28 protein-coding genes and 1 other RNA gene are annotated in these 26,839 nt (G+C 64.4%); 20 read left to right on the forward strand and 9 right to left on the reverse strand.

Features of this window, described 5'->3' with window-relative positions; translation table 11 throughout:
• Positions 1-287 precede the first annotated feature (287 nt).
• The 7 genes from feoB to ssrA form a co-directional block, all read right to left on the reverse strand.
• Positions 288-2,159, reverse strand: a complete 1,872-nt coding sequence (gene feoB / locus IC761_RS09430; protein ID WP_195802974.1) for a ferrous iron transporter B — start codon at positions 2,157-2,159, stop codon at positions 288-290.
• A 25-nt stretch (positions 2,160-2,184) separates the two neighbouring features.
• Positions 2,185-2,460: a FeoA family protein gene (locus IC761_RS09435; RefSeq protein ID WP_195802975.1), complete on the reverse strand. Its 276-nt coding sequence runs from the start codon at positions 2,458-2,460 to the stop codon at positions 2,185-2,187.
• A gap of 115 nt (positions 2,461-2,575) precedes the next feature.
• Positions 2,576-2,827: a ribbon-helix-helix domain-containing protein gene (locus IC761_RS09440; protein WP_195802976.1), complete on the reverse strand. Its 252-nt coding sequence runs from the start codon at positions 2,825-2,827 to the stop codon at positions 2,576-2,578.
• On the reverse strand, positions 2,824-3,012 hold the full coding sequence (locus IC761_RS09445) for a DUF4169 family protein (RefSeq protein ID WP_195802977.1): 189 nt from the start codon (positions 3,010-3,012) through the stop codon (positions 2,824-2,826). Before IC761_RS09445 ends, IC761_RS09440 begins: the two co-directional genes overlap by 4 nt.
• 279 nt (positions 3,013-3,291) lie before the next feature.
• Entirely contained in the window at positions 3,292-4,713 is a 1,422-nt protein-coding gene (fumC, locus tag IC761_RS09450; RefSeq protein ID WP_195802978.1) for a class II fumarate hydratase, read from the reverse strand.
• Positions 4,714-4,813: 100 nt separating this feature from the next.
• Entirely contained in the window at positions 4,814-5,332 is a 519-nt protein-coding gene (locus tag IC761_RS09455; protein WP_195802979.1) for an SspB family protein, read from the reverse strand.
• A gap of 113 nt (positions 5,333-5,445) precedes the next feature.
• Positions 5,446-5,812: a transfer-messenger RNA gene (gene ssrA, locus IC761_RS09460) on the reverse strand.
• A gap of 85 nt (positions 5,813-5,897) precedes the next feature.
• Between ssrA and IC761_RS09465 the strand changes: the two genes are divergently transcribed.
• From IC761_RS09465 to IC761_RS09515, 11 genes are all read left to right on the forward strand, one after another.
• Positions 5,898-6,515, forward strand: a complete 618-nt coding sequence (locus tag IC761_RS09465; protein WP_195802980.1) for a chromate transporter — start codon at positions 5,898-5,900, stop codon at positions 6,513-6,515.
• Positions 6,512-7,042, forward strand: coding sequence for a chromate transporter (locus IC761_RS09470; protein ID WP_195802981.1), 531 nt, complete (start codon positions 6,512-6,514; stop codon positions 7,040-7,042). Before IC761_RS09465 ends, IC761_RS09470 begins: the two co-directional genes overlap by 4 nt.
• Positions 7,043-7,136: 94 nt before the next feature.
• Positions 7,137-7,901, forward strand: coding sequence for a tripartite tricarboxylate transporter TctB family protein (locus IC761_RS09475; RefSeq protein ID WP_195802982.1), 765 nt, complete (start codon positions 7,137-7,139; stop codon positions 7,899-7,901).
• A 7-nt stretch (positions 7,902-7,908) separates the two neighbouring features.
• On the forward strand, positions 7,909-9,423 hold the full coding sequence (locus IC761_RS09480; RefSeq protein WP_195802983.1) for a tripartite tricarboxylate transporter permease: 1,515 nt from the start codon (positions 7,909-7,911) through the stop codon (positions 9,421-9,423).
• 216 nt (positions 9,424-9,639) lie between these two features.
• A complete protein-coding gene (locus tag IC761_RS09485) occupies positions 9,640-10,434 on the forward strand; it encodes a thymidylate synthase (protein ID WP_195802984.1) in 795 nt (264 codons plus the stop codon).
• A 5-nt stretch (positions 10,435-10,439) separates the two neighbouring features.
• Complete coding sequence (locus IC761_RS09490; protein ID WP_195802985.1) at positions 10,440-10,925, forward strand: GNAT family N-acetyltransferase; 486 nt, start codon at positions 10,440-10,442, stop codon at positions 10,923-10,925.
• Positions 10,925-11,440 (forward strand): dihydrofolate reductase, encoded by a 516-nt coding sequence (locus IC761_RS09495; RefSeq protein ID WP_195802986.1) that lies wholly within the window; start codon positions 10,925-10,927, stop codon positions 11,438-11,440. Before IC761_RS09490 ends, IC761_RS09495 begins: the two co-directional genes overlap by 1 nt.
• A 159-nt stretch (positions 11,441-11,599) precedes the next feature.
• Positions 11,600-12,736, forward strand: a complete 1,137-nt coding sequence (hflK, locus tag IC761_RS09500) for an FtsH protease activity modulator HflK (RefSeq protein ID WP_195802987.1) — start codon at positions 11,600-11,602, stop codon at positions 12,734-12,736.
• On the forward strand, positions 12,733-13,635 hold the full coding sequence (gene hflC / locus IC761_RS09505; protein WP_195802988.1) for a protease modulator HflC: 903 nt from the start codon (positions 12,733-12,735) through the stop codon (positions 13,633-13,635). Before hflK ends, hflC begins: the two co-directional genes overlap by 4 nt.
• Positions 13,636-13,700: 65 nt before the next feature.
• On the forward strand, positions 13,701-13,907 hold the full coding sequence (locus IC761_RS09510; protein ID WP_195802989.1) for a DUF2065 domain-containing protein: 207 nt from the start codon (positions 13,701-13,703) through the stop codon (positions 13,905-13,907).
• A 165-nt stretch (positions 13,908-14,072) separates the two neighbouring features.
• Entirely contained in the window at positions 14,073-15,599 is a 1,527-nt protein-coding gene (locus IC761_RS09515) for a Do family serine endopeptidase (protein ID WP_195802990.1), read from the forward strand.
• Between the two features lie 133 nt (positions 15,600-15,732).
• Here IC761_RS09515 and serB read toward each other — a convergent pair whose 3' ends face one another.
• Positions 15,733-16,638 carry a phosphoserine phosphatase SerB gene (gene serB / locus IC761_RS09520; protein WP_195802991.1) on the reverse strand — a complete coding sequence of 302 codons (906 nt, stop codon included), beginning with the start codon at positions 16,636-16,638 and terminating at the stop codon, positions 15,733-15,735.
• An 11-nt stretch (positions 16,639-16,649) separates the two neighbouring features.
• On the opposite strand from serB, the gene miaA reads away from it, so the two are divergent.
• The 9 genes from miaA to IC761_RS09565 all read left to right on the forward strand — a co-directional run bounded on the left by miaA (position 16,650) and on the right by IC761_RS09565 (position 26,122).
• The gene (miaA, locus tag IC761_RS09525) at positions 16,650-17,591 is read left to right on the forward strand and encodes a tRNA (adenosine(37)-N6)-dimethylallyltransferase MiaA (RefSeq protein WP_195802992.1); all 942 of its coding nucleotides are present in this window, start codon (positions 16,650-16,652) and stop codon (positions 17,589-17,591) included.
• A gap of 329 nt (positions 17,592-17,920) precedes the next feature.
• Positions 17,921-19,696: an acetolactate synthase 3 large subunit gene (locus IC761_RS09530; protein WP_195802993.1), complete on the forward strand. Its 1,776-nt coding sequence runs from the start codon at positions 17,921-17,923 to the stop codon at positions 19,694-19,696.
• Between the two features lie 4 nt (positions 19,697-19,700).
• Complete coding sequence (locus IC761_RS09535; RefSeq protein ID WP_195802994.1) at positions 19,701-20,672, forward strand: threonine dehydratase; 972 nt, start codon at positions 19,701-19,703, stop codon at positions 20,670-20,672.
• Between the two features lie 21 nt (positions 20,673-20,693).
• Complete coding sequence (gene ilvN, locus IC761_RS09540) at positions 20,694-21,236, forward strand: acetolactate synthase small subunit (protein WP_195802995.1); 543 nt, start codon at positions 20,694-20,696, stop codon at positions 21,234-21,236.
• Positions 21,237-21,239: 3 nt separating this feature from the next.
• Positions 21,240-21,935 carry a class I SAM-dependent methyltransferase gene (locus IC761_RS09545; protein ID WP_195802996.1) on the forward strand — a complete coding sequence of 232 codons (696 nt, stop codon included), beginning with the start codon at positions 21,240-21,242 and terminating at the stop codon, positions 21,933-21,935.
• A 170-nt stretch (positions 21,936-22,105) separates the two neighbouring features.
• Positions 22,106-22,981, forward strand: coding sequence for an EamA family transporter (locus IC761_RS09550; protein WP_195802997.1), 876 nt, complete (start codon positions 22,106-22,108; stop codon positions 22,979-22,981).
• A 7-nt stretch (positions 22,982-22,988) separates the two neighbouring features.
• Entirely contained in the window at positions 22,989-23,591 is a 603-nt protein-coding gene (locus IC761_RS09555; protein WP_195802998.1) for a LysE family translocator, read from the forward strand.
• A gap of 133 nt (positions 23,592-23,724) precedes the next feature.
• The gene (ilvC, locus tag IC761_RS09560; protein WP_148778509.1) at positions 23,725-24,744 is read left to right on the forward strand and encodes a ketol-acid reductoisomerase; all 1,020 of its coding nucleotides are present in this window, start codon (positions 23,725-23,727) and stop codon (positions 24,742-24,744) included.
• 526 nt (positions 24,745-25,270) lie between these two features.
• Entirely contained in the window at positions 25,271-26,122 is an 852-nt protein-coding gene (locus IC761_RS09565) for an SDR family oxidoreductase (RefSeq protein WP_195804607.1), read from the forward strand.
• Positions 26,123-26,131: 9 nt separating this feature from the next.
• Here the strand turns inward: IC761_RS09565 and IC761_RS09570 are convergent, their stop codons facing one another.
• Positions 26,132-26,752, reverse strand: a complete 621-nt coding sequence (locus IC761_RS09570) for a ferric reductase-like transmembrane domain-containing protein (RefSeq protein ID WP_195802999.1) — start codon at positions 26,750-26,752, stop codon at positions 26,132-26,134.
• Between the last annotated feature and the right edge of the window lie 87 nt (positions 26,753-26,839).

Raw genomic sequence — 26,839 nt, forward strand, 5'->3', positions numbered from 1 at the left:
GTGCCGCCCGCTGCTGAATTTCCGATATTGCCATTATGCCGGTGTTTTGCCCGACGGGTCAACCGGCGCGGAGCGCAGTTGCGCAGGTTGGGTCGAACGGAAGCGAAATCCTTCGCCACGGGCGCGTGCCGGGAAATGATGGGATTCGCTTCCGTTCTACCCATCCTGCGCGCTACGTCTGTTTCCTCGTGACGCATCAACAACTTTGCCGCCGTCACCGACTACGCGCCCGCCAACCCCCGTCTACTGTGCATGGGGTTGTTTTCGCAGTTTTGGTTCGAGCGAGGCTAACCGGCTCCAAGTGCCACCGCGACATTGTACGTCACGAGGCTCGCCAGATACGCCAGCACCAGCATGTACAGGAACGTCACCGCCATCCAGGTCCAGCTGCCGGTCTCGCGCCGGATCACGGCGAGCGTGGAGGCGCATTGCGGGGCGAAGATGTACCAGGCGAGCAGCGACAGCGCGGTCGCCAGCGACCACTTCGTTGCCAGAACCTGGCCGATCTGCTCGGCCGCTTCCTTGCCGCCTTCGATCGCATAGACGGTGCCGAGCGCAGCGACCGCGACCTCGCGCGCCGCCATGCCCGGGATCAGCGCGACCGCGATCTGCCAGTTGAAGCCGACGGGGCCAAGCAGCGGCTCGATCGCCTTGCCGATGATGGCGGCCAGGCTGAAGTCGATCGCAGGCTCGGTCGCGCCTGCCGGCGGCTGCGGGAACGAGGCCAGAAACCAGATCAGCACCATCATCGAGAAGATCGTGGTGCCGGCGCGCTGGAGGAACATTTTTGCGCGGGTGAAGATACCGATCGCGATCGATTTCAGCCGCGGCATCTTGTAGTCCGGCAGCTCCAGCATGAAGGGTGCCGGCGCAAAGTCGCGCAGCATGAAGAACTTGATGAGGAACGAGACGGCCAGCGCGCTGGTGATGCCGGTGGCGTAGAGGCCGAACATCACGAGGCCTTGCAGGTTGATGAAGCCCCAGACGTCCCTGGCCGGAATGAAGGCGGAGATGATCAGCGTGTAGACCGGAATGCGCGCCGAGCAGGTCATCAGCGGCGCGATCAGGATCGTGGTCAGCCGGTCGCGCTTGTTGTCGATCACGCGCGTCGCCATGATGCCGGGAATGGCGCAGGCAAAGCTCGACAACAGCGGAATGAAGGCGCGGCCGTGCAGCCCCGCCCCGCCCATGATGCGGTCCATCAGGAACGCCGCGCGCGCCATGTAGCCGAAATCTTCCAGGAGCAGGATGAACAGGAAGATGATGATGATCTGCGGCAGGAACACGATGACGCTGCCGACGCCGGAGATCACGCCGTTCTGGAGGAAGCTCTGCAACAGGCCGGCGGGCAGGGTGGCGTGCACGAACTCGCCGAGCGCATCGAAGCCCGATTGGAGCAGCTCCATCAGCGGCTGCGCCCAGGCGAACACCGCCTGGAACATCACGAACAGGATGGCCGCGAGCACGATCAGCCCGCCGACCGGATGCAGCACCACGGCATCGATCCGCGCGGTCCAGGTGTCGGGGCGAGCGGGCAGGCTGACGCAGTCGGCGATGATGCGGTCGGCCTCGCGCTGGGTCGCGCGCAATTCGGAGACGCTGAGCGCGCGCCAGCTGTTCTCGGCCGGCTCGGCCGCGAGCTTGGCCGAGATCTCGTCGGTCAGCGCCAACAGATCGGCCGTGCCGCCCTTGCGCACCGCAATCGAGGTGACCACGGGCACGCCGAGCTCCTTGGCGAGCCTAACGACGTCGACCGAGACGCCGCGGCGGCTTGCGATGTCGAACATGTTGAGCACCAGCACGATCGGCCGGCCGGTGCGCTTCAGCTCCAGCAGCAGGCGGATGGTCAGGCGCAGATTGGTCGCATCGGCCACGCACAGCACGAGATCGGGCAGGGCTTCGCCGGAGGCCTTGCCGAGCACGAAGTCGCGGGTGATCTCCTCGTCCGGGCTGCGGCCGCGCAGCGAATAGGTGCCGGGCAGGTCGACCACCGAGACCTGGCGTCCCTGCGGGGTGACGAAAAAACCTTCCTTGCGCTCGACGGTGACGCCCGGATAGTTCGCGACCTTCTGCCGGCTGCCGGTCAGCGCGTTGAACAGCGAGGTCTTGCCGCTGTTTGGCGTGCCCACCAGGGCGAGATGCAGCAGAGGAGCTTCCATGGATCAGTTATCCGGGTCGCGATTCTCAGGCGACGATGATGGCCATGGCTTCGCGACGGCGGACCGCGATCGTGATGTTGTCGACACGGACGGCGATCGGGTCGCGCCCGACCAGCCCCTCGTGCAGGACCTCGACCCGGGCGCCCTCGACGAAGCCGAGCTCGATCAGCCGGCTCTCGAGCTCGATGTCCGAGAGCGCCGAGCCCGTGTGCCTGGTGGACAGATGCTGAATGACGCCGGTGTAGCCGCGCAGGGCGAGACCCAGCGGCATTTCGGGGCGCGTCGTCTTGGTGTTGGTCATGCCCTGTATTTTCAACGCAGGGCATGGAGGTCAAGCACGAGCGCGCGTCGAAGCTGCACCTTAGAGTGATTTTAAAGTGCAGATGCCGAAAGCGTGAGGTCAGCGCGGGCTGCGGCTACTGGGCCGGGACCTTGTCCGGCTGCGGCGCCATGGCGCGGCTCTTGAAGTAGTCCAGCACGAACAGCCGGATCGCGGAGGACAGATTGCCTTGCTGGCGGTTGCTGTCGATCTCGCCGACGAGCTCGGACAGCGTCATGTTGCGCAGGCCCGAAATCTCCTTCATGCCGTTCCAGAACGCCTCTTCCAGGCTCACGCTGGTCTTGTGGCCGGCGACCACGATCGATCGTTTCACGACCGGCGATTTCATGGCTGCTCCTCGCGATCGATCCGATGCTGGTCCAGATGCTCCTTCGCCTGGTCCGCCTGCTTCTCCTCCGCCGATCGCTCGGCCTTCGTGCGGCCGAACTTCGCCCGGTTGGCGTCCGCCTGCTTCGCCGAGGTTTCTCGCTCGGCGCGCTTCCTGAAACGATTCAGGTTGATGACGTTCCCCATGCCGTGTCTCCATCACCCGATCCTCCCCGGGCAGGATGAAACATTCAGAAACAACGCGCCGCGTTGCGCCTCACAAGACTTGATTGTCATTTTGCTCGTCCTCGTCAATCGGCCTGTCCGGCCATCAAACGATGAATTTCGCCCCGCCAAGGGCAGAAGAGTTTGCGTAACACGCAAACCGTCCGCAACATTGACGGTAATCAAATCCTGTCCTTTAAGCCTTATAATAATGAGCCTCGGGGCTCCGTATCATTACGGATGACTATCGGAATTCGGAATTCATCCGGGCCGCGTCATCTTCTCCGGCTGCACCAGACGGTCGAACTCTTCGCCTGAGACGAAGCCCAGCCGCAGTGCCTCTTCCTTCAGCGTGGTGCCGTTGGCATGCGCGGTCTTCGCCACCTTCGCCGCATTGTCGTAGCCGATCTTCGGCGCCAGCGCCGTCACCAGCATCAGCGAGCGCTCCATCAGCTCCTTGATGTGCTTTTCATTGGCGCGGATGCCGCTGACGCAATGCTCGGTGAAGGAGCGTGCAGCGTCAGCCAGGAGGCGGATCGAGTGCAGCATGTTGTAGGCGAGCACGGGCTTGTAGACGTTGAGCTCGAAATGCCCCTGGCTGCCGGCGACCGTGATAGTCGTGTGATTGCCGAACACCTGGCAGCATACCATCGTCATCGCCTCGCACTGCGTCGGATTGACCTTGCCCGGCATGATCGATGAGCCCGGCTCGTTCTCCGGCAGGACCAGTTCGCCAAGGCCCGAGCGCGGGCCCGAGCCGAGCAGACGGATGTCGTTGGCGATCTTGAACAGGCCCGTCGCCACCGAATTGATGGCGCCATGCGCCAGCACGTAAGCGTCGTTGGAGGCCAGCGCCTCGAATTTGTTGGCGGCGCTGGTGAACGGCAGCTTGGTGATGCCTGCGACCTGCTTGGCGAACAGTTTTGCGAAGCGAGGGCTCGAGTTGAGGCCGGTGCCGACGGCGGTGCCGCCCTGTGCCAGCGGATAGAGATCCTTTACCGCGACCTTCAGTCGCGCGATGCCGCTTTCGACCTGGGCGGCATAGCCCGAAAATTCCTGGCCGAGCGTCAGCGGCGTCGCGTCCTGGGTGTGGGTGCGGCCGATCTTCACGATCTTGGCGAACTCCTTCTCCTTCTGCCGCAGCGCGCGGTGCAACTCGCCAAGGGCAGGCACGAGATCGGCATTGATGCGGCTTGCGGCGGCGATATGCATCGCGGTGGGAAAGGAGTCGTTCGACGACTGACTCATGTTGACGTGATCGTTCGGATGTACCGGCTTCTTGGCGCCGAGCTCGCCGCCGAGGAGTTCATTGGCGCGGTTGGCGATCACCTCGTTGAGGTTCATGTTGCTCTGGGTGCCCGAGCCGGTCTGCCACACCACCAGCGGAAAATGGTCATCCAGCTTGCCCTCGATCACCTCGCGCGCAGCACGGATGATCGCATTGGCGCGGCGCTGGTCGAGCAGGCCGAGTTCGAGGTTGGACTGTGCGGCCGCGAGCTTGACGATGCCGAGTGCGTGCACGAGGGAGATCGGCATGCGGTCGATGCCGATGCGAAAGTTCTGGCGCGAGCGCTCGGTCTGCGCCCCCCAATAGCGATCGGCTGGCACTTCGATCGGACCGAAACTGTCGGTCTCGGTGCGGGTCGCGGGGGTGGCGGTCTTCAAGCGGGCAATTTTGGCCATGGCACATCCATTCTGCCGCACGAAACGCCGCGCGGCTTTCTCATGTGCACTTTTATATAGGCAGTTTGGCCGGGCGCGACGCTCTCGCAGCCAACCTTGATCATTTCTTGCGGAAACGATCGAGCCGCACGACTTCGGCGCCGCCCTGGTTCGGCGGGGTCGGCTCGTCCGCGGTCTCCGCCGGTTCACTGGCCGGCGCGGGCACTGCGATAGCCGAGGGGGTAGGGGCGGCCGGCAACGTCTCGGGTCCGACCTCTGCGACATCGGAGGTGTCGAACTCAAGGCCGAATTTCACCGACGGATCGAGGAAGCGATTGATCGCGCTGAACGGGACGATCAGCCGCTCCGGAATGCCGCCAAAGGACAGGCCGACCTCGAAACGGTCCTCGAGCACAGTCAGGTCCCAGAACTGGTGCTGGAGGATGATCGTCATCTCTTCCGGATATTGCGCCAGCAGCCGCGGCGAGATCTTCACGCCGTCGGCCTTCGAGACGAACGTGATGAAGAAATGATGCTCGCCCGGCAGTCCATGGGACGCGGCGTCGGTCAGCACCTTGCGCAGCACGCCGCGCAGCGCGTCGCGGGCCAGCACATCGTATCGGATATGATCGGTCGCCATGGTGGTCCTGTTGCATTCCAGGAGACGGGCCCTGCCGGCCCGACTCGCCAAGCCGCAATAGTACCGCGCCTGACGGGTCAGCAGGAGTCCCCGCCGGGAAGGAAATAAATGTAAGTGGAGGCTTCTGTTGCCAGGTGCCTCCGAACCCCGCCTAACGGAGCTTAACCCGTTAGGACTTTAAGATGGTCTTTCAAACTGCGTTACGCAGCCTGAGCAACCGGAGCAAAGTTGTCGTTGGCAACTATTGCAGTAGCCCGATAACGGCGGAACAATACCGGGAAAAAGTACGCCCTTTACGCCCTCGTCGATCCTATTTCGCCCCCGCCAAAGCCCGCTCTGGGAAGTGCTCGCTGGTGGGCTTTGGTGGAGGCGCCGGGTACCGCCCCCGGGTCCGAATGGTTTATTGCGACGACCGTTTATTTCCATAGCCGGCGAACCGGCAGACCCAATATAGGGGGCAAAGGTTTAGAAAGACAGGGGTTTGGCGCGGTTCCCTTTGGATAGGTTCGGGACGGGCCTCGGTACGATCTTGGCGGCGCGGCGACCGGCGTTCTAAGGTCCTGACATGTCCCCGGATTCAGCACCGGCCGTCCAAGAACTGGATCAAGAGCCGGACCTTCCCGCCGCCCACGCCTCTCCGCCCGGCCTCGTCGCGCTGTTCCTGGCCTTCGCCAGGATGTCGCTGGCCGGCTTTGGCGGGGTTCTGGTGTTCGCCCGTCACGCCATCGTCGATCAGCACCGCTGGATGACGGCCGACGAGTTCAACGAGACCTTTGCGCTTTGTCATTTCCTGCCCGGGCCCAACATCGTCAATCTGTCGATGGTGTTCGGATCGCGGCTGCGCGGGATCGCCGGCGGCGTCGCTGCCTTTGCCGGACTGCTGCTGCCGCCGACGCTGATCATGACCGTGCTCGCGATCATCTATGCCCGTTTCGGCGATGTCGATGTGCTGCGCCGCGTCCTCGCGGGCGTCTCCTGCGCCGCCGTCGGCCTCCTCATCGCGGTGGTCTTCCGCATGATGACGCCGCTGCTCAAGCGGATGGACGCCGTCGCGCTGATCCTGATGCTCGGTGTGTTCGCAGCCATCGGTGTGTTTCGTTGGCCGCTCCAGGCGGTTCTGCTGGTCGCGGTCCCCGTCAGCGTCGGCGTGACTTACCTGCTGCGGCGGAAGGTAGCAGCATGAGCAGCCAGAGCCCGATCTGGGCGCTGATCTCCACCTTTGGTCTGATGTCGCTGTTCGCGGTCGGCGGCGCCGCGGCCGCGGTGCCCGAGATGCACCGCATCGCGGTCGAGGTGCATCGCTGGATGACCGACAAGCAGTTCGCCGACGCCTATGCGATCGCGCAGCTCTCGCCGGGTCCGAACGTCCTGATCGTCACGCTCATCGGCTATGCCGTTGCCGGCATTCCCGGCGCGCTGGCCGCTACGCTCGCAATGTGCCTGCCGACAGCGCTGCTTGCCTATTATGTCAGCCGGCTCCTGAGCCGGCCGGGCCAGTCGCGCTGGCCCGGCCTGATCCAGGCTGCACTGGTTCCGCTCTCGATCGGATTGATGGCTGCCAGCGCCCTGATCCTGGCCCGATCGACCGATCGCAACATTGCTGCACTGCTTCTGACCGCGACGGTCGCGGTGATCGCCTCGGTCTCGCGCGCCAATCCGCTGTGGCTTCTGCTCGCAGGGGGCCTGTTGGGTTTTGCTGGCATTGTGTGATGAAAATCGCTAGGCAATGATCCGGGCCGGGGATCCCTTCCAGCCGATTAGAACAACAGTGCTCGTGACTTACGGGGTCGCGGAGGAGACATGCATGGCCGATACGATGGGCCACTCGGCGACAGCCACAAGAAACACCTCAGTGGCGCTCGGCTTCTGCCTGTTGGCCCTCGCGCCGCAGATCTTCGAATTGATCTGGTCGATTGGGACCATCTTTGGCTGGGGAGCCGGGCGCGGTCCGGCCACCGTCGTGGTCAGCCATGCGACCGCGCTGCTCGCGGGCGCGCCAGCTGCGCTGCTCGGGGCGATCGGCGGTGGTGATACCAAGAAGGCGTCATCCGATGTGCTGCTGGCGCTGATCTATTCCTATCCGCTGTTCGCGGTGGCGATCGTCACGCTGTTCATGACCATCAGGTCTGGCCAGGACTATATCGGCGGCGTCATCCTGATGGCGCTCGCCTTGTTCGCGCTGTGGGCCTCGAGCGATTTGCAGGGCATGCGCGGCTTCTCCTTCGGCGCCGGCACCGCGCCGCGGATGTTCGGTGGGCTCCTGGTCGCTCTGTCCGCCGGCATCGCGTTGACGGGCCTTTTGACCGAGGGGCCGGCGCTTGCGCATTATTCCTGGCGCGGGCCGCTGTTCGTCATGCTCTCGATCCTGTTTTTCGCGCTCGCGATCCGTCCGCTCGGGCTCGTCGTCTCGGCCTTCGCGAGCTTTATGATCGCAGCGCTGGGCTCGCATGAGACGCGCTGGGTAGAGGCGGCCATCGTCGGCGCCTGCCTGACGATCGGCTGTGCGCTGCTCTTCCCCTACGTGCTCGGATTGCCGATGCCGATGTTCCCGCGTTTCCTGGCTCAGTGAGGCTGTCATGGAGCTCTTTGCCAACCTCGCTCACGGTTTCGTCGTCGCCTTCTCTCCGATCAACCTCCTGATGTGCCTGATCGGCGCGCTGGTGGGCACGCTGGTCGGCGTGCTGCCGGGCATCGGCACCATCGCCACTGTCGCGATGCTGCTGCCGATTACCTTCGGACTGCCGCCAGTCGGCGCGCTGATCATGCTCGCCGGCATCTATTACGGAGCCCAGTATGGCGGCTCGACCACGTCGATCCTGGTCAATATTCCAGGCGAAGCGACCTCGGTGGTCACCGCCATCGACGGCCATGCCATGGCCAAGCAGGGCCGTGCCGGTCCGGCGCTGGCGATCGCCGCGATCGGTTCGTTCTTCGCCGGCTGCGTCGCGACCGTACTGATCGCGGTGCTTGGCGCGCCGCTGACAAAACTCGCGCTGGCGTTCGGCCCGGCCGAATATTTCTCGCTGATGGTGCTCGGCCTGATCTTCGCGGTCGTGCTGGCCAAGGGCTCGGTGCTGAAGGCGATCGCGATGATCGTGTTCGGCCTGCTGCTGTCGATGGTCGGCTCTGACATCGAGACCGGCGCCTCGCGCATGGCCTTCAACATTCCGGAGCTTGCCGACGGGCTCGGCTTCGCGACGGTGGCGATGGGCGTGTTCGGCTTCGCCGAGATCATCCGCAATCTCGACGCCGGCGCCGAGATGAACCGTGATCTCGTGCAGCAGAAGATCACCGGCCTGATGCCGACCAGGAAGGACCTGATCGACTCGGCGCCCGCGATCCTGCGCGGCACCGCGCTCGGATCGATCCTCGGCATCCTGCCCGGCGGCGGCGCGGTGATCGCGTCGTTTGCGGCCTACACGCTCGAGAAGAAGCTCGCCAAGAACCCATCGCGGTTCGGCCGCGGTGCGATCGAGGGCGTGGCGGCGCCGGAGAGCGCCAACAACGCAGCCGCGCAGACCTCCTTCATCCCGCTGCTCACGCTCGGCATCCCGCCGAACGCGGTGATGGCGCTGATGGTGGGTGCGATGACCATTCACGGCATCGTGCCGGGCCCCCAGGTGATGCAGAAGCAGCCCGACCTCGTCTGGGGCATGATCGCCTCGATGTGGATCGGCAATCTGATGCTGATCATCATCAACCTGCCGCTGGTCGGAATCTGGGTGCGGCTGTTGCGCGTGCCGTACCGGCTGATGTTCCCCTCGATCGTGATCTTCTGCGCGATCGGCATCTATTCGGTGAACAATGCGCCGGTCGACGTCATCCTCGCCGGCGTGTTCGGCTTGGTCGGCTACTGGCTGATCAAGCACGATTTCGAGCCGGCGCCGCTGTTGCTCGGCATGGTGCTCGGACCGCTGATGGAAGAGAACCTGCGCCGTGCGCTGTTGATCTCGCGTGGCGACTGGAGCGTATTCCTGACGCGTCCGCTCTCGGCGGCGCTGCTCGCGATCGCGGCGTTCCTGCTGGTGCTCACGCTGCTGCCGATGCTGCGCGCCAAACGCGACGAGGTGTTCACCGAATCCGAGAACTGATCGCGCTACGCCCGCCTGCGTCGGCATGCGCGGGGCGGCAACTTAGCGAACACATTCAAGCCGGTAGACAAGGGGCGGGACGCAAGTTCCGCCCCTTGTCGTTTGCATCGGGAATGCTCAGTTTTCAGGGTATAATCCCCGTGGACCGCGAATCGACGCTGTCGCAGCACGGGGGTGGCCGCTAAGTTCGCCGCCTTCCCAAAGGCTCTATCGCACATGCACCAGTATCAGGACCTGCTCGAGCGGATTCTCTCAGACGGCGCCGAGAAGACCGACCGGACCGGCACCGGCACGCTGTCGGTGTTCGGCCATCAGATGCGCTTCAACCTGTCCGCCGGCTTCCCGATGCTGACCACCAAGCGGCTGCCGCTGAAGGCGATCGTGCATGAGCTGCTGTGGTTCCTGAAGGGCGACACCAACATCAAATATCTCAGGGACAACGGCGTCACCATCTGGGACGAGTGGGCCGACGCCAACGGCGATCTCGGCCCGGTCTATGGCCATCAGTGGCGCTCCTGGCCCGCGCCTGACGGCCGCAGCATCGACCAGATTTCCAACGTCGTCGACATGATCAAGCGCAATCCGGACTCGCGCCGCCTGATCGTCTCGGCCTGGAATCCGGCCGAGGTCGACAAGATGGCGCTGCCGCCGTGCCACTGCCTGTTCCAGTTCTATGTTGCCAACGGCAAACTGTCTTGCCAGCTCTACCAGCGCTCGGCCGACGTGTTCCTCGGCGTTCCCTTCAACATCGCCTCCTACGCGCTGCTCACCATGATGGTGGCGCAGGTCACGGGACGGAAGCCCGGCGACTTCGTGCATTCGTTCGGCGACACCCATCTCTATTCCAATCATCTGGAGCAGGCGCGGCTTCAGCTCACACGCGCGCCGCGCGCGCTGCCGGTGATGCGGATCAATCCCGACGTGAAGGACATCTTCTCCTTCCGCTACGAGGACTTTGAGCTCGTCGGCTACGATCCGCACCCGCACATCAAGGCGGAAGTCGCGGTCTAGCGCCGATGTCTCAGAAGATACGTCGCGCGAATCCTGACGAGGCCGGACTCGTTCTGTCCTTCATCCGCGAGCTCGCTGAGTATGAGAAGCTGTCGCACGAGGTTGAGGCGACGGAGGCGATGATCGCTGACGCCTTGTTCGGCGACGATCCGCGACTGTTTTGCGCGATCGCCGAATGGAACGGCGAGCCGGTCGGCTTTGCGGTATGGTTCCTCAATTTCTCCACTTTCAGCGGCCGCCACGGCATCTATCTCGAAGATTTGTATGTGCGGCCGTCGCATCGCGGCAAAGGTCTCGGCAAGGCGCTGCTGGCCTATCTGGCGAAGGAATGCGTGGCGAACGGCTGGTCGCGCCTGCAATGGTCGGTGCTCGACTGGAACGCGCCGTCGATCGCCTTCTACAAGTCGCTCGGTGCGGTCATGATGGACGACTGGACGGTGTGCCGGGTCAACGGCTCCGCATTGGCGCGGCTCGCGGAGAAAGCGCCCTGATGGAGATCGTCTTCGTCGTTGCGATCGCGGAGAACGGTGTCATCGGCGCTGGTGGCGCGATTCCGTGGCGGCTGAAATCCGACATGCAGCGCTTCAAGGCGCTCACCATCGGCAAGCCTGTGATCATGGGCCGCAAGACCTTTGAATCCTTGCCCGGGCGCCGGCCGCTGCCCGGGCGCACCAACATCGTGATCACGCGCGATGCGGACTATCGCGCCACCGGCGCCATCGTCACGACATCGGCTGCGGATGCCGCCGCGGTTGCGCGCGGCGACGCTCTGCGGCGTTCGGCCGCCGAGATCGCAGTGATCGGCGGTGCCGAGATCTACCGGCAATGGCTCGATCATGCCGATCGCCTCGAGATCACGGAAGTGCATGCGCGGCCCGACGGCGAGACGCATTTCGAGATCGACAGGGCCGCCTGGGACGAAATGAGCCGCATCCGTCATCCGGCTGGCCCCGACGACAGCGCTGACTTCTCCTATGTGACATATCGTCGGCGGCGGTCCCATTAACTGCATTCGCCAATGTTTACATTGACTTTTCCGCGCCCGAGCATAGCTCGTGGGACGGTCATGGCTGCGTTGTAAGGGACCTGCCGGTCCCCTATAAAGCCGGACCGGACAATGCGGGCCGGCCAAGTTCTAGTCCCGGTCTGCCGAGGAGAGCGTCGAATGCCGTGGAAGAATCAGGGCGGTGGCCCGTGGGGCTCGGGTCCGAAGGGACCATGGGGCACAGGTCCGCAACCGGTCGGGCCGAGGCCGCCGGATCTGGAAGACCTTCTGCGGCGCGGCCAGGACCGGCTTCAGCAGATCATGCCCGGCGGCTATTTCTCCGGCGTCGGCATCACGCTGATCCTGCTCGTCATCGTTGCGCTCTGGCTGCTGTCGGGCTTCTTCAGGGTGCAGTCTGAAGAGCAGGGCGTCGTGCTGCGCTTCGGCAAGCACGTGCGCACCGTCGATCCCGGGCTGAACTATCATCTGCCCTATCCGATCGAGACGGTGCTGCTGCCTAAGGCGCTGCGCGTGTCCACCATTTCCATCGGCATGACGCTGATCGACGATCCCGCGCGGCGCGGCCGCTCCATCCGTGACGTGCCGGAAGAGAGCCTGATGCTGACCGGCGACGAGAACATCGTCGACGTCGATTTCACCGTGCTGTGGCGCATCAAGCCGAACGGCGTCGGCAACTTCCTGTTCAACATCCAGAACCCCGAGGGCACCGTGAAGGCGGTTGCCGAAAGCGCGATGCGCGAGGTGATCGGTCGTTCCAACATCCAGCCGATCCTGACCGGCGCGCGGACGCAGACCGAGACCACCGTGCAGGAGTTGATGCAGAAGACGCTCGACGGCTACGGTTCGGGCATCCTCATCACCCAGGTGCAGATGCAGAAGGTTGACCCGCCGGGTGACGTGATCGCTGCGTTCCGCGACGTCCAGGCGGCGCGCGCTAATCTCGAGCAGCTGCAAAACGAAGCGCAGACCTACGCCAACAAGATCGTTCCGGAAGCGCGCGGCCGCGCTGCGCAAATCGTGCAGGCCGCCGAGGGCTACAAGGAGCAGGCGGTCGCCGAGGCCAAGGGCCAGAGCGCGCGCTTCCTGAAAGTGTACGAGGAATACAAGAAGGCGCCCGACGTGACGCGTGAACGGATCTACCTGGAGACCATGGAGCGCGTGCTCGGCGGCTCGGACAAGCTGATCTATGACGGAGGCTCCTCGGGCCAGAGCATCGTGCCCTATCTGCCGCTCAACGAACTCTCGGCCAAGCGGCCCGCGACGACCGGCCAGCAGTCGAGCGGAGGCACGCGATGAGGTCTCCGGTTACAGGCATCGTCGCGCTGCTTGCAGCGCTCCTGGTCGTGATCGTCGCCTACATGTCGCTGTTCACGGTGCAGCAGACCGAGCAGACCATCGTGCTGCAATTCGGCAAGCCGGTGGACGTCGTCACCGACCCCGGGTTGCACTTCAAGGCGCCCTGGAATTCCGTGATCAACATCGACAAGCGGATCCTCGACCTCGAGAACCCGTCGCAGGAAGTGATTGCTTCCGACCAGAAGCGGCTCGTGGTCGACGCCTTTGCGCGCTACCGCATCAAGGACGCGCTACGCTTCTATCAGAGCGTGGGCTCGATCCAGGCTGCGAACCTCCAGCTCACCTCGCTCTTGAACGCGGCGTTGCGCCGCGTGCTCGGCGAGGTCAACTTCATCACCGTGGTGCGTGACGACCGCGAGAAGCTGATGGGACGCATCCGCGAGCAGCTCGACAAGGAAGCCGACGGCTACGGCATCGAGGTCGTCGACGTCCGGATCCGCCGCGCCGACCTGCCGGAGCAGAACAGCCAGGCGGTCTACCAGCGCATGCAGACGGAACGTCAGCGCGAGGCGGCCGAGTTCCGCGCGCAGGGTGGCCAGAAGGCGCAGGAGATCCGCTCCAAGGCCGATCGCGAGGCGACGGTCATCATCGCCGAAGCGAACTCGACCGCCGAGCAGACGCGCGGCGTGGGTGATGCCGAGCGCAACCGCCTGTTCGCGGAAGCCTACGGCAAGGACGCTGACTTCTTCGCGTTCTACCGGTCGATGACGGCCTATGAGAACGGACTGAAGGCGAACGATACCCGCTTCCTGCTGCGGCCGGACTCGGATTTCTTCCGATATTTCGGTAATCCGTCGGGCAAGACCTCTGCTGGCGCCGAGACGCCGGCGAAGCCATAAACAACGGGCGGCGCTTCCGCCGCCCTTTTCAAGACAAGAACGGCACAAGGGGAGGTTCCAATCCGATGAGGTCCATAGCGTTCGCCGACTTCCTCATCGGCCTGGGCGTCCTGTTCGTGCTGGAAGGCTTGATGTTCGCGGCAAGTCCGGCCTGGATGCGCAAGGCCATGAAGAGCGCCATCGCCACGCCGGACAACGTCCTGCGTGCGGTGGGGATCGGTTCGGCGGTTGCTGGATTGATCCTGATCTGGGTGATGCGACGTCCGATTTGAGCGCTGCGCCAACGTCAAAGTGAAGGCGAAGGGCCGGTTTTCGCCCTATTATCCAGGTCTTGAGGCCCGTTAAGCTCCGTGCTTGCGCCGTCCCCCCGTTCGAGCGCAGTCTTGGGTCGAATCTTGCGTTGAACCTTGGGGCCGAATCTTTTTCTGGAGATCACAATGACCGCTGCCACCATTGCCCCGACCCGCTTGCGCCCGATTGGGTTGCGACTTGGCGTGCGATTTGGGCTGGCCGCGCTCGCCATCGGCGCTTTCAGCGCGTTCGGCGCGCCGGCTCAAGCGCGCGGACCGGAGGGCATCGCCGACGTCGCCGAGAAGGTGATCGACGCCGTCGTCAACATCTCGACTTCGCAGACCGTCGAGGCCAAGGGCGGCGGCAGCAACACCATGCCGCAATTGCCGCCCGGCTCGCCGTTCGAGGAATTCTTCGACGACTTCTTCAAGAACCGCAAAGGCCCCGGCGGCGGCAGCAAGGGCGGCGACAACGGCGGCGGCCCGCCGCGCAAGGCCAACTCGCTCGGAAGCGGCTTCATCATCGACACCTCCGGGGTCGTCGTCACCAACAACCACGTCATCGCTGATGCCGACGAGATCAACGTGATCCTCAACGACGGCACCAAGATCAAGGCCGAGCTGGTCGGCGTCGACAAGAAGACCGACTTGGCCGTGCTGAAATTCAAGCCGCCGAAGCCGCTGATCGCTGTGAAGTTCGGCGATTCCGACAAGCTGCGGCTCGGCGACTGGGTGGTCGCGATCGGCAACCCCTTCAGCCTCGGCGGCACGGTGACGGCCGGCATCGTCTCGGCCAAGAATCGCGATATCTCCTCGGGTCCCTATGACAGCTACATCCAGACCGACGCCGCCATCAACCGCGGCAATTCCGGCGGTCCGCTGTTCAACCTCGACGGCGACGTCGTCGGCGTCAACACTCTGATCATCTCGCCCTCCGGGGGCTCGATCGGCATCGGCTTCGCCGTGCCGTCGAAGACGGTGGCGGGTGTCGTCGACCAGCTCCGCCAGTTCGGCGAACTGCGCCGCGGCTGGCTGGGCGTGCGCATCCAGAGCGTCACCGACGAGATCGCCGAGAGCCTCAACATCAAGCCGCCGCGGGGCGCGCTGGTGGCCGGCGTCGACGACAAGGGCCCGGCGAAGCCCGCCGGCATCGAGCCCGGGGACGTCGTCGTCAAGTTCGACGGCAAGGACGTCAAGGACCCGAAGGATCTGTCCCGCGTCGTCGCCGACACGGCGGTCGGCAAGGAGGTTGACGTCGTCATCATCCGCAAGGGCGAGGAGCAGACCAAGAAAGTCACGCTCGGCCGCCTCCAGGATCCCGACAAGGTGCAGGCCGCGGTGAAGACCGACGAGCCGCCGCCCGAGAAGCCGGTGACGCAGAAGTCGCTCGGCCTCGATCTCGCTGTGCTGAACAAGGATCTGCGTACGCGCTACAAGATCAAGGACAGCGTCAAGGGCGTGGTCGTCACCAATGTCGACGCCAATTCGGATGCCGCCGAGAAGCGGCTCTCCGCAGGCGACGTCATCGTCGAGGTGGCGCAGGAAGCGGTCTCGAGCGGCGCCGACATCCAGAAGCGGGTCGATCAGCTCAAGAAGGACGGCAAGAAGTCGGTGCTGCTGCTGGTGTCCAACGGCGACGGCGAGCTGCGGTTTGTTGCGCTGAGCGTGCAGTAGTCACGGAACGATCCCGTAAGGGTGGGCAAAGCGGAAGCGTGCCCACCATCTTTCCGCCATCGCAGCAAGAGTGGTGGGCACGGCGCAAGTGCGCCTTTGCCCACCCTACGGTAGCTGGGCGTGCAGCGAGAGATTAGGCCTCCGCGAACTCATCGCGCCGATACCCCTGCGCATAGAGCAGCGCGGTGAGATCGCCGTGGTCGATCCGCGCAGCTGCCGCAGCGGCCACGGCCGGCTTGGCGTGATACGCCACGCCCAGTCCCGCCGCCTGGATCATCGCCAGATCGTTCGCGCCGTCGCCGACGACGACCGAGTCGATGTCGTCGAGATCGAACGACTCCATCAGATCCACCAGCGTTGCGAGCTTGGCCGCGCGGCCCAAAATGGGCTCCTTCACCTCGCCGGTGAACTTGCCGTCGCGCACGACGAGCTCGTTGGCGCGGTTCTCCTGGAAGCCGATCTTCGCGGCGATCGCGCGCGTGAACAGCGTAAAGCCGCCGGAGACCAGGCAGGTATAGGCGCCGTGGGCGCGCATGGTCGCGACCAGCTCACGGCCGCCCGGGGTCAGCGTGATGCGCTTGGCCAACACCTCGTCGACGACGCTGGCGGGAAGGTCCTTCAAGAGCGCGACGCGTTCGCGCAGCGCCGGCTCGAACTCGATCTCGCCGCGCATTGCGCGCTCGGTGATGGCGGCCACATGGGTCTTCATTCCGACGAGATCGGCGAGCTCGTCGATGCATTCCTGGCCGATCATGGTGGAATCCATGTCGGCGAGAAAAAGCTTCTTGCGCCGGACGCCAGCAGGCTGCACCACGATGTCGATCGGCAGGTCGCCGCGAAGCTCGCGCAACCGCTGTTCGATGGCGTGGCGGTCGCCTTCGAGGTTACTGTCGGCGCCGAAAGGAATGTCGACCGCAACCCCGTCGAATAGCCAATGCGCCGGTGCGGCCGAGGGCAGCACGGCACGGGCGCCGTCGACGATGGTAGAGTCGAGCGCGGGATTGTCGGGGTTGCAGATCAGCGTGGCGACGAGGGACATCTGAGGTTTTCGTGAGCAAGGGGCATTCAACCAAGGCCGTGCTTATCGCAGGCCCGACCGCCAGCGGCAAGTCGGCGCTGGCGCTGGAGCTCGCGCTCGCCACCGGCGGCGTCGTGATCAATGCCGATTCCATGCAGGTCTATCGCGACCTCCACATTATCACAGCGCGCCCCACCCGGGCCGAGGAGGCCCGCGCCCCTCATCGTCTCTATGGCCATGTCGATGCCGCCGTGAACTTTTCCGCCGGTGCCTGGGTGAGCGATGCGGCGAAGGCGCTCGCGGAAGCACAAGCGCAGGGACAGATGCCGATCTTCATCGGCGGCACAGGACTATATTTCAAGGCACTGACGGCGGGGCTCTCCGTGGTGTCGCCGATCCCCGCAGAGGTGCGCGAGGGCGTCCGCGCGCGGCTGGAACAGAACGGCGTCGAGGCACTGCACGCTGAACTCGCGCGCCGCGATCCGCGCGCGGCCGAGCGATTGAATCTGCGCGACCGCAGCCGGATCGCGCGCGCTCTCGAAGTGGTCGAGGCGACCGGGCGATCGCTGCTCGACTGGCACCACGAGGGCCAGCCGCCGCTGTTGCCGAAGGACAGTTTTCGCGCGGTGTTTCTCGCCCCCGAGCGTGACGAGCTCTATGCCCGCATCGATGCCCGTTTCGACGCCATGTTAGGTGCCGGTGCACTGAAGGAGGTCGAGCGGCTCGCCGCGCGCGGCCTCGACCCGCTGCTGCCGGCCATGAAGGCCCACGGCGTGCCGGCGCTGGTCCGCCATCTGCGCGGTGAACTCGGCCTGGAGGAAGCCGCAAGGGTTGGCCGGGCCGACACCCGCCACTACGCCAAGCGCCAGTTCACCTGGTTCCGGCACCAGCTGCCGGAATTCGAGTGGGTGAAGCCGGTGGAAGCGAGGGGCTGGCTCGCAGCCGCGGCGAATGCGGCGCGGGACCCCGGCTGACGCGCTTTTATGCTTGGGTTCCCAATTTTACCTCTCGCCGGAACCTGGGAACACCGCTACACTGCCAAAATCACGCGGGAATGGCCGCATTGCCTTGACATCCGGGCTTTGACCGCTATGTTTCGCGCAACCTTTGGGAAGCCGAGCGCCTGCCATGCGTAACATTATTACCAAACTCCTTATCGCCGTCGTACCCAGGCACACCGCCGGGGGTGGCTAACTGCCATCCACATGACAGGCGGTGTGCATGGGCCCTCTTCGGGGCCTTTTTTATTTCCCGAACCCGACACGAACAAAATCGCTGGTAACAGCGCATCCGGAGCAAGCCAATGAGTGACAAGAGCCACGATCCGAACCAGATGACCGGCGCCGCGATGATCGTTCGTGCGCTCATCGATCACGGCGTGACCGATATTTTCGGCTATCCCGGCGGCGCGGTGCTTCCGATCTATGACGAGATTTTTCAGCAGAGCGAGGTCCAGCATATCCTGGTCCGCCACGAGCAGGGCGCGGGCCACGCTGCCGAAGGCTATGCGCGCTCGACCGGCAAGCCCGGCGTCGCGCTGGTGACCTCCGGCCCCGGCGCCACCAACATGGTGACGCCGCTGACCGACGCGCTGATGGACTCGATCCCGCTGGTCTGCATTTCCGGCCAGGTGCCGACGCACCTGATCGGCAACGACGCGTTCCAGGAATGCGACACGGTCGGCATCACGCGCCCCTGCACCAAGCACAATTGGCTGGTGCGTGATGTCAACGATCTCGCAAAAGTCCTGCACGAAGCCTTCTACGTTGCGACAACGGGCCGTCCGGGCCCGGTGCTCGTCGACGTGCCGAAGGACGTGCAGTTTGCGACCGGCACCTATCATCCGCCGCGCAAGTCCGACGTGCACCGCTCCTACGCACCGCGCGTGAAGGGCGATGCGACGCAGATCCGCAAAGCCGTCTCGCTGCTCGCGAATGCCAAGCGTCCGGTGATCTACAGTGGTGGCGGCGTGATCAACTCCGGCCCCGAGGCGACCAAGCTGCTGCGCGAGCTGGTCGAGGTCACCGGTTTTCCGATCACCTCGACGCTGATGGGGCTGGGCGCATATCCGGCGTCGGGCAAGAACTGGCTCGGCATGCTCGGCATGCACGGCACCTACGAGGCCAACATGACCATGCATGATTGCGACGTCATGCTGTGCGTCGGCGCGCGCTTCGACGACCGCATCACCGGGCGCGTCGATGCGTTCTCGCCGGGCTCGAAGAAGATCCACATCGACATCGATCCATCCTCGATCAACAAGAACATCCGCGTCGACGTGCCGATCATCGGCGATTGCGGCAACATCCTCGGCGACATCCTCCAGGTATTCAAGGCGGAGGCGAAGAAGCCCGACGTCAAGGCGTGGTGGCAGCAGATCGCGCAGTGGCGTGCGCGCAACTCGCTCTATTACAAGAAGAGCAACGACGTCATCCTGCCGCAGCACGCGATCCAGAGCCTGTTCGAGGCGACGCGCGGCAAGGACACCTACATCACGACCGAGGTCGGTCAGCACCAGATGTGGGCGGCGCAGTTCTACGGTTTCGAGGAGCCGCATCGCTGGATGACGTCGGGTGGTCTCGGCACCATGGGCTATGGCCTGCCGGCCGCGATCGGCGTGCAGGTCGCCCATCCCGACAGCCTCGTCATCGATATCGCGGGCGACGCCTCGGTGCAGATGACGATGCAGGAGATGTCGACGGCGGTTCAGTACGAATTGCCGATCAAGATCTTCATCCTCAACAACCAGTACATGGGCATGGTGCGGCAGTGGCAGCAGCTGCTCCACGGCAACCGCCTGTCGCATTCCTACTCGGAGGCGCTGCCGGATTTCGTCAAGCTTGCGGAAGCCTATGGCGGCGTCGGCCTCCAGGTGCACAAGCCGGCCGATCTCGAGGGCGCGATCAAGGAGATGATCTCGGTCAAGCGCCCGGTGCTGTTCGACTGCCGCGTCGCGGCGCTGGAGAATTGCTTCCCGATGATCCCCTCCGGCAAGGCGCACAACGAGATGCTGTTGCCGGAGCAGGCCAACGACGAGGCGACCGCAAAAGCGTTCGCCGGCGGCAAGGCGCTGGTGTGATACCATGTTCGACTTGAAGGAGCTCGAACGGGCACATGCGATCGTGGGGGAGGCGGTGCCGGCAACGCCGGCACGCGGCTGGCCGCTGCTCGCCGCGCGACTCGGCACCGAAATCGTGGTCAAGCACGAGAACCACACGCCGATCGGCGCCTTCAAGGTGCGTGGCGGGCTGGTCTATCTCGAGCGGCTGAAGCGCGAGCGGCCTAACGTTTCCGGCATCATCTCGGCGACGCGCGGCAATCACGGCCAGAGCCTGGCCTTTGCCGCTGGTCGACACGGCGTGCCCGCGGTGATCTACGTGCCGCGCGGTAATTCGGTCGAGAAGAACCGGGCGATGAAGGCGTTTGGCGCCGAGCTGGTCGAGCACGGCGAGGACTTTCAGGCTGCGCGTGAGGAAGCCGAGCGTCGCGCGCAGTTCGCAGGTCTCCATATGGTGCCGTCGTTCCATCCGGATCTGGTGCTGGGCGTTGCGACCTACGCGCTCGAGCTGTTCGGGTCCGCGCCCGATCTCGACGTTCTCTATGTGCCGATCGGGCAGGGCTCCGGCATCTGCGGCTGCATCATGGCGCGCGACCTGCTTGGCCTGAAGACCGAGATCGTCGGCGTGCAATCGACCGAAGCTCCGTCCTACGCGCTGTCGTTTGCGGCGGGCAAGATCGTGGCGACCGAGACCAGCAACACGCTCGCCGACGGCATGGCGACGCGAATTCCCGATGCGGATGCGTTTGCGCTGATCCGCAAGGGCGCCTCGCGCATCGTGCAGGTGACCGACGACGAGGTCGCTGCCGCGATCCGCGCCTATTGGACCGACACGCACAATCTCGCCGAAGGCGCCGGTGCTGCCGCACTCGCCGCGGCGTTGCAGGAAAAGAGCAAGCTGAAGGGCAGGCGCGTCGGTCTCGTGTTGTCCGGCGGCAATATCGATTTCGATCTGTTCCGCCGTTGGGTCGGGACGGACGCGCCAGCGATGGCGTGACGGAGACAAGAGGGGACGATCATGAACCAGCCCGCATCCGCCTATTTCATCGAGGATCGCCACGATCCCAACGAAACGCACACGCTCGCGGTGCTGGTGCAAAACGAGCCCGGCGTGCTCGCGCGCGTCATCGGCCTGTTCTCGGGCCGTGGCTACAACATCGAGAGCCTCACGGTCTCGGAGACCGAAGCCCAGAAGCACCTGTCGCGCATCACCATCGTCACCACGGGCACGCCGATGGTGATCGAGCAGATCAAGCACCAGCTCGACCGCATGATCCCGGTCTATCAGGTCGTCGACATGACGCAGACCAAGCGCTCGATCGAGCGCGAGCTCGCCATGGTGAAGGTGCGCGGGCAGGGCGAGCACCGCGTCGAGGCGTTGCGGCTCGCGGATGCGTTCCGCGCCCGCGTGATCGACGCCACCACCGAGAGCTTCGTGTTCGAGATCACGGGCAATACCGACAAAATCAACCAGTTTATCGACCTGATGCGACCGCTCGGCCTTGTCGAGGTGTCGCGCACCGGCGTGGCCGCGATCGGTCGCGGGCCTGAAGGGATGTGAGCCATGCTGGCGCGCGACTGGTACTATAACGAGCGGAACCGGATGGGCATCGAGCCCGCGGTTGCGTCGATCTACGACGCCCATGACGATGCCGATCTGCGGGCGCGCGCCGCGCTGAAAATGCTGGGGGTCCAGCGCGGCTGGCGCATCGCCGATATCGGCTGCGGCAACGGCGTGCTGGCGACCGAAGCCGCGCTGATGGGCGCCGAGGTCGACGCCATCGACATCTCCCCGGCGATGCTGGCGCTCGCCGAGATCTACGCCCGCGACCGCAAGGCGCCCGTGCGCACGCAATCGGCCGGCCTGCTCAGCTTCTCCTACCGGCCCGAGTCCTACGATCTGATCGTCAGCGAGTTCACGCTGCATCATCTCCCGGATTTCTGGAAGGTCGTGGCGATGTCGCGGATCTTCCGTGCGCTGAAGCCGGGCGCGAGCTTCTATCTGCGCGACATCGTCTATGCTTCCATGCCCGACGCGGTCGAGCGCGACGTCGAGCAATGGGCCGACTACCAGATCAAGAACCACGATTTCTCGCGCGAGAACGTGGTGACGCACATGCGCGACGAATATTCCACCTTCGGCTGGGTGATGGAGCGGATGCTGATCGATGTCGGCTTCACGCTGGTCTCGGCCGATTACCACGCGCCGATGCACGGCACTTATCTCTTGCGCAAACCGAAAGCCGGCGAGCAGGGCTGAAGCCGTGAGAGCAAACTGCAACGACGACGTAGCTGCGCTCCCTCCCCCGCCTGCGGGGGAGGGCTGGGGAGAGGGTGTCTCCACAATCGAGAACCCCCAAGAGGACAAAGCCCTCACCCGGCGCTTCGCGCCGACCTCTCCCGCCAGCGGGAGAGGTTAGGGAGTTTGGGATGAAGCCGGCCGACATCCTCATCGCCCTCATGGTGGCGATCATCTGGGGGCTTGCCTTCGTGGCGAGCCGGATCGCGCTCGACGAGTTTTCGCCGGAGCTGATGACGGCGATGCGCTTCACTATCGCTGCCGTGCCGTGCCTGTTCATTCCCAAGCCGAAGGTCGCCTGGTCGTTCCTGATCGCGATCAGTTTTACGCTGTTTCTCGGCCAGTTCCTCAGTCAGGCCTACGGCATCGCTCATGGCGTGCCGGTCGGGCTGACCAGCGTCGTGGTGCAGAGCCAGGCGTTGTTCACGATCGGCTTTGCCGCGCTCGCCTTCGGCGAACGCCCGACGCCTGCCCAGACGCTGGGGATCGTCGTCGCGGCGGCTGGCCTCCTGATGATCTGCGGCACTGTCGGTTATGATTTCAGCATCACGGCGTTCGCGGTGCTGATGATCTCGCCGATCAGCTTTGCGATCGGCAACCTGCTGCTGCGCGGCGCGCGCGGCGTGCCGATGTTCGATCTGTTCGCCTGGCTGTGCCTTGCGACCGCGGTGCCGTTGTTTGCGCTGACGCTGGTCCTCAACGGCCCCGCGCCGACCTGGCAGTCGCTGATCCACATGTCGCTGACGGGCCTGATCTGCCTGCTGATGATCGGCGCCATCTCAACCAGCATCGCCTATTGGCTATGGGGCCGGCTGCTGCGCGATTATCCCGCAGCGCAAGTCGTGCCGTTTGCGCTGCTGGTGCCGTTCGTCGGCTCGGCCGCCTCCAGTATCGTGTTCGGCGAACGGTTCGGGCCGTTGCGGCTCGCCGGCATGTTGTCCGTGATCGGCGGCATCGCGGTGATGGTGCTGGCGCGGCGTCCGCAGCCGCTCGCGAAGACGGCGTGAGGCGAATATGGCCAACTCACTCTTCTATGCGTTCCTCGCCTTCATGGTGGTGATGTACTTCACCCCCGGGCCGAACAACATCATGCTGCTGGCCTCGGGCCTGACCTACGGCTTCCGGCGCACCATCCCCCACATCGCCGGCATCGTCATCGGCTTCGCCTTCATGGTCGCCGCGGTGGGGCTGGGGCTTGGCACCGTGTTCCTGGCCTATCCGATCCTCCAGACCATCCTGAAATATGCGGGTGCGGCCTATTTGATTTACCTCTCCGCCGTGATCGCTTTCTCCGGCCCGGCCAAGCCGGGCGAGGCGGATGGTCGTGGTCCCATGACCTTCTGGGGCGCGGCCATGTTCCAGTGGATCAACGCAAAAGGCTGGGTAATCGTGATCGGCACCATCACCGCCTATACGGCGATTGCCCGGTTTCCGATCAACATTGTGATCCAGACCCTGATCAGTCTGCTCGTGGGCACGGTCTCGACCGTGCTCTGGGCGTTCTTCGGCACTGCACTACGGCCGGTGCTGACCTCCGAGCGGCTGGTCCGCGCCTTCAATATCCTGATGGCGATCCTGCTGCTCGCCTCCCTCTACCCCGTTTTCATGGATGCATGATGTCGCGGATTTCCATGCAGAAACGGGTTTCCCTCAGGGGCCGAAATGCTCTAGACAGCCCCCGAAATCCGCAAATTTCACCCCTTCGGACACCGACTATCGGCCGATTCTGGCCCTGAACGAGGAAACGACTATGCGTGTTTATTACGATCGCGACGCCGACCTGAACCTGATCAAGGGCAAGAAGGTCGCCATCGTCGGCTATGGCAGCCAGGGCCACGCCCATGCGCTCAACCTGAAGGACTCCGGCGTCAAGGAGGTGGCGATCGCGCTGCGCAAGGACTCCGGCTCGGTCAAGAAGGCGGAAGCTGCCGGCTTCAAGGTGATGGAAGTTGCTGACGCCGCCAAATGGGCCGACCTCGTCATGATGCTGACCCCGGACGAGCTCCAGGGCGACATCTATCGCGAGCACCTACACGACAACATGAAGAAGGGTGCCGCCCTCGTGTTCGCGCACGGCCTCAACGTCCACTTCAACTTGCTCGACCCGCGCGCCGACCTCGACGTGCTGATGATCGCGCCGAAGGGCCCCGGCCACACCGTGCGCTCGGAATATCAGCGCGGCGGCGGCGTGCCCTGCCTGATCGCGATCGCCAAGGACGTCTCGGGCAACGCCCATGACCTTGGCCTGTCCTATGCCTCTGCTGTTGGCGGCGGCCGCGCCGGCATCATCGAGACCACGTTCAAGGAAGAGTGCGAGACCGATCTGTTCGGCGAGCAGGTGGTGCTCTGCGGCGGTCTGGTCGAGCTGATCAAGGGCGGTTATGAGACCCTGGTCGAGGCCGGCTACGCCCCGGAGATGGCCTATTTCGAGTGCCTGCACGAAGTGAAGCTGATCGTCGACCTGATCTATGAAGGCGGCATCGCCAACATGAACTACTCGATCTCCAACACCGCCGAGTATGGCGAGTACGTCACCGGTCCGCGCATCGTCACCGCCGAGACCAAGGCCGAGATGAAGCGCGTTCTCGCCGATATCCAGGGCGGCAAGTTCGCCCGCGACTGGATGCTCGAGAACAAGGTCAACCAGACCTCGTTCAAGGCGACGCGCGCCAAGCTCGCCCAGCACCCGATCGAGGAAGTCGGCGCGAAACTCCGCGACATGATGCCCTGGATCAAGAAGGGCGCGCTGGTCGACAAGAGCAAGAACTAAGTCGCCATTCTCTTGACGTGGCGCGTCGCTGACGCGCTACGTTCGGGACGCGAGAGCGAAAACAAAGAGCTTCGCTGGCCAAACCAAATCTTAAACCTTCGCGACTATATCTGAGCGGGACCGCAAACAGCGGTCTCGCTCTTTCCTTCTCGCGCGAAGCATTGCTGCTTCATTCAAATTCTTCACGAGTTGAAGTGCTCCCTGAGCATCAAGAACTGACGCTTAAACCACATTCTTGAGCTCACGTCGTTTTCCAGAATTTTTTCACATCCTACGACCGCCAAAAGCGCTGTGTCCTCAGAGTCTAGGATTCGGCTCTTCATCCGCACTCTGATCTCGCAATCGATCGCATTTTTTGACGTTCGTGCACTGCTTCATCTTAAGAGCCGACATCTGATGCGCCTTTCTTGCAGCGCGCCAAGGTCTCGAAAAGGCCTATCGGTGCGCGGCTTGAGAACCGGGCGGCATTGCGCTGGCGCGGCCTCCTCCTACATTGATCGCGGGGCACAAAAGGGGGGGAATGACTATGAAATCTGTCGTCGTCACTGGCGCGTCCACCGGCATCGGCTGGGCCATTGCGAAATTTTTGATCGGGCGCGGCTATCGCGTCTTCGGCAGCGTCCGCAAGCGGACCGACGCCGACCGGCTGAAAGGTGAGTTCGGCGAGAACTTCACGCCGCTGCTGTTCGACGTCACCGATGAGGCCGCGGTGCTGGCTGCCGCGCGCCAGGTGCGCGAGGCGCTTGCCGGCGAGACGCTGGCGGGCCTCGTCAACAATGCCGGCATCGCAGTCGCGGGTCCAGTGCTCGAATTGTCGGCCGATGACTTCCGTCGCCAGATGGACATCAACGTCATCGGCCCGGTGATCGCGACGCAGGCCTTCGGGCCGCTGCTCGGCGCGGACCCGTCGCTGAAGGGGCCGAAGGGGCGGATCGTGATGATCAGCTCGGTCGCGGGCAAAAACGGCAATCCGCTGTCGGCGCCTTACTGCACCTCCAAGCACGCCGTCGAGGGCCTCTCGGAGAGCCTGCGCCGCGAGCTGATGCTGTTCGGCATCGACGTCATCATCGTCGCGCCCGGCGCGGTAAAGACGCCGATCTGGAGCAAGGCCGAGGAGATCGATCTGACCGTCTACAAGAATTCGCCCTACCTCCCGGCGCTCAACAAGGTCATGGCGTTCATGATGAGCCTCGGCGCGACCGGCCTGCCGGCCGAGCGGATTGCCGAGGTCGTGTTCGAGGCCCTTACGGCAGCAAGTCCCAAGGTGCGCTACCAGATCACGCCGGACTGGTTGCGGCATTTCATGACCACGGCGCTGCCCAAGCGCACGGTCGACCGCATCATCGCCAAGCGGCTCGGGCTGTTGCCCCAGGGCTGACGCCGGCGTTCAGCCCGCCGCGGCCGTCCGTCTGCGCGGATGGGCGGCCATCGCCATCATCCGCAGCGCCATTACAGCGAGCAGCGGAATGAGGAACGCGGCGTAGGCCGGCAGCGTCGGCACGCGTTTGCCGAACGACACCATGAACTGGAACCAGAGATAATAGCCGCCGACGAGGTGGAGCGCGCGCCAGGCGCGGGGTCCCAGCAGCGCGACGGTGCGGTCGAACGAGGTCGCGCTCATGGCGATGATGACGGCGTAGCCGATGCCGCCGAAGATGTAGGAGGCGGGCGAGGTCGCCTCGGCAAAGCCGGCCGGGTCCAATTTCGCGAACACGACGATCGCAACCGCATGAATGGTATGCGAGGCCGCAAAGCTCAGGCCCAGATAGCGGCGGTTGCGACGCTGCCAGCGCGTCCAGGCATTGGGCCAGAGCCGCGCTAGCGCGGCGGCACCGAAAGCGAGGCAGAACAGCAGCAGCGAGCTCCGCGCCGTGAAGCGGATCACCATCCGCACGCCCTCGACCTCGAACTGCCGCATCGAGGCGATCCACAGGCTGAGCGCGATCAGGCTCACGGCGAGGACGGCAAGCAGCCGCCAGCCCTCGAACCAGCTTTGACGTTCGGACATGGTTATTGCCCCATTATGTAATCATCGATTACATTTCGAGTCGGTATCGCCGTCAACAGTGTAATCGCCGCTTACATTCACGTTCGG

It is taken from the genome of Bradyrhizobium commune, from assembly GCF_015624505.1.
In the GTDB taxonomy this organism is placed as follows: Bacteria; Pseudomonadota; Alphaproteobacteria; order Rhizobiales; family Xanthobacteraceae; genus Bradyrhizobium; species Bradyrhizobium commune.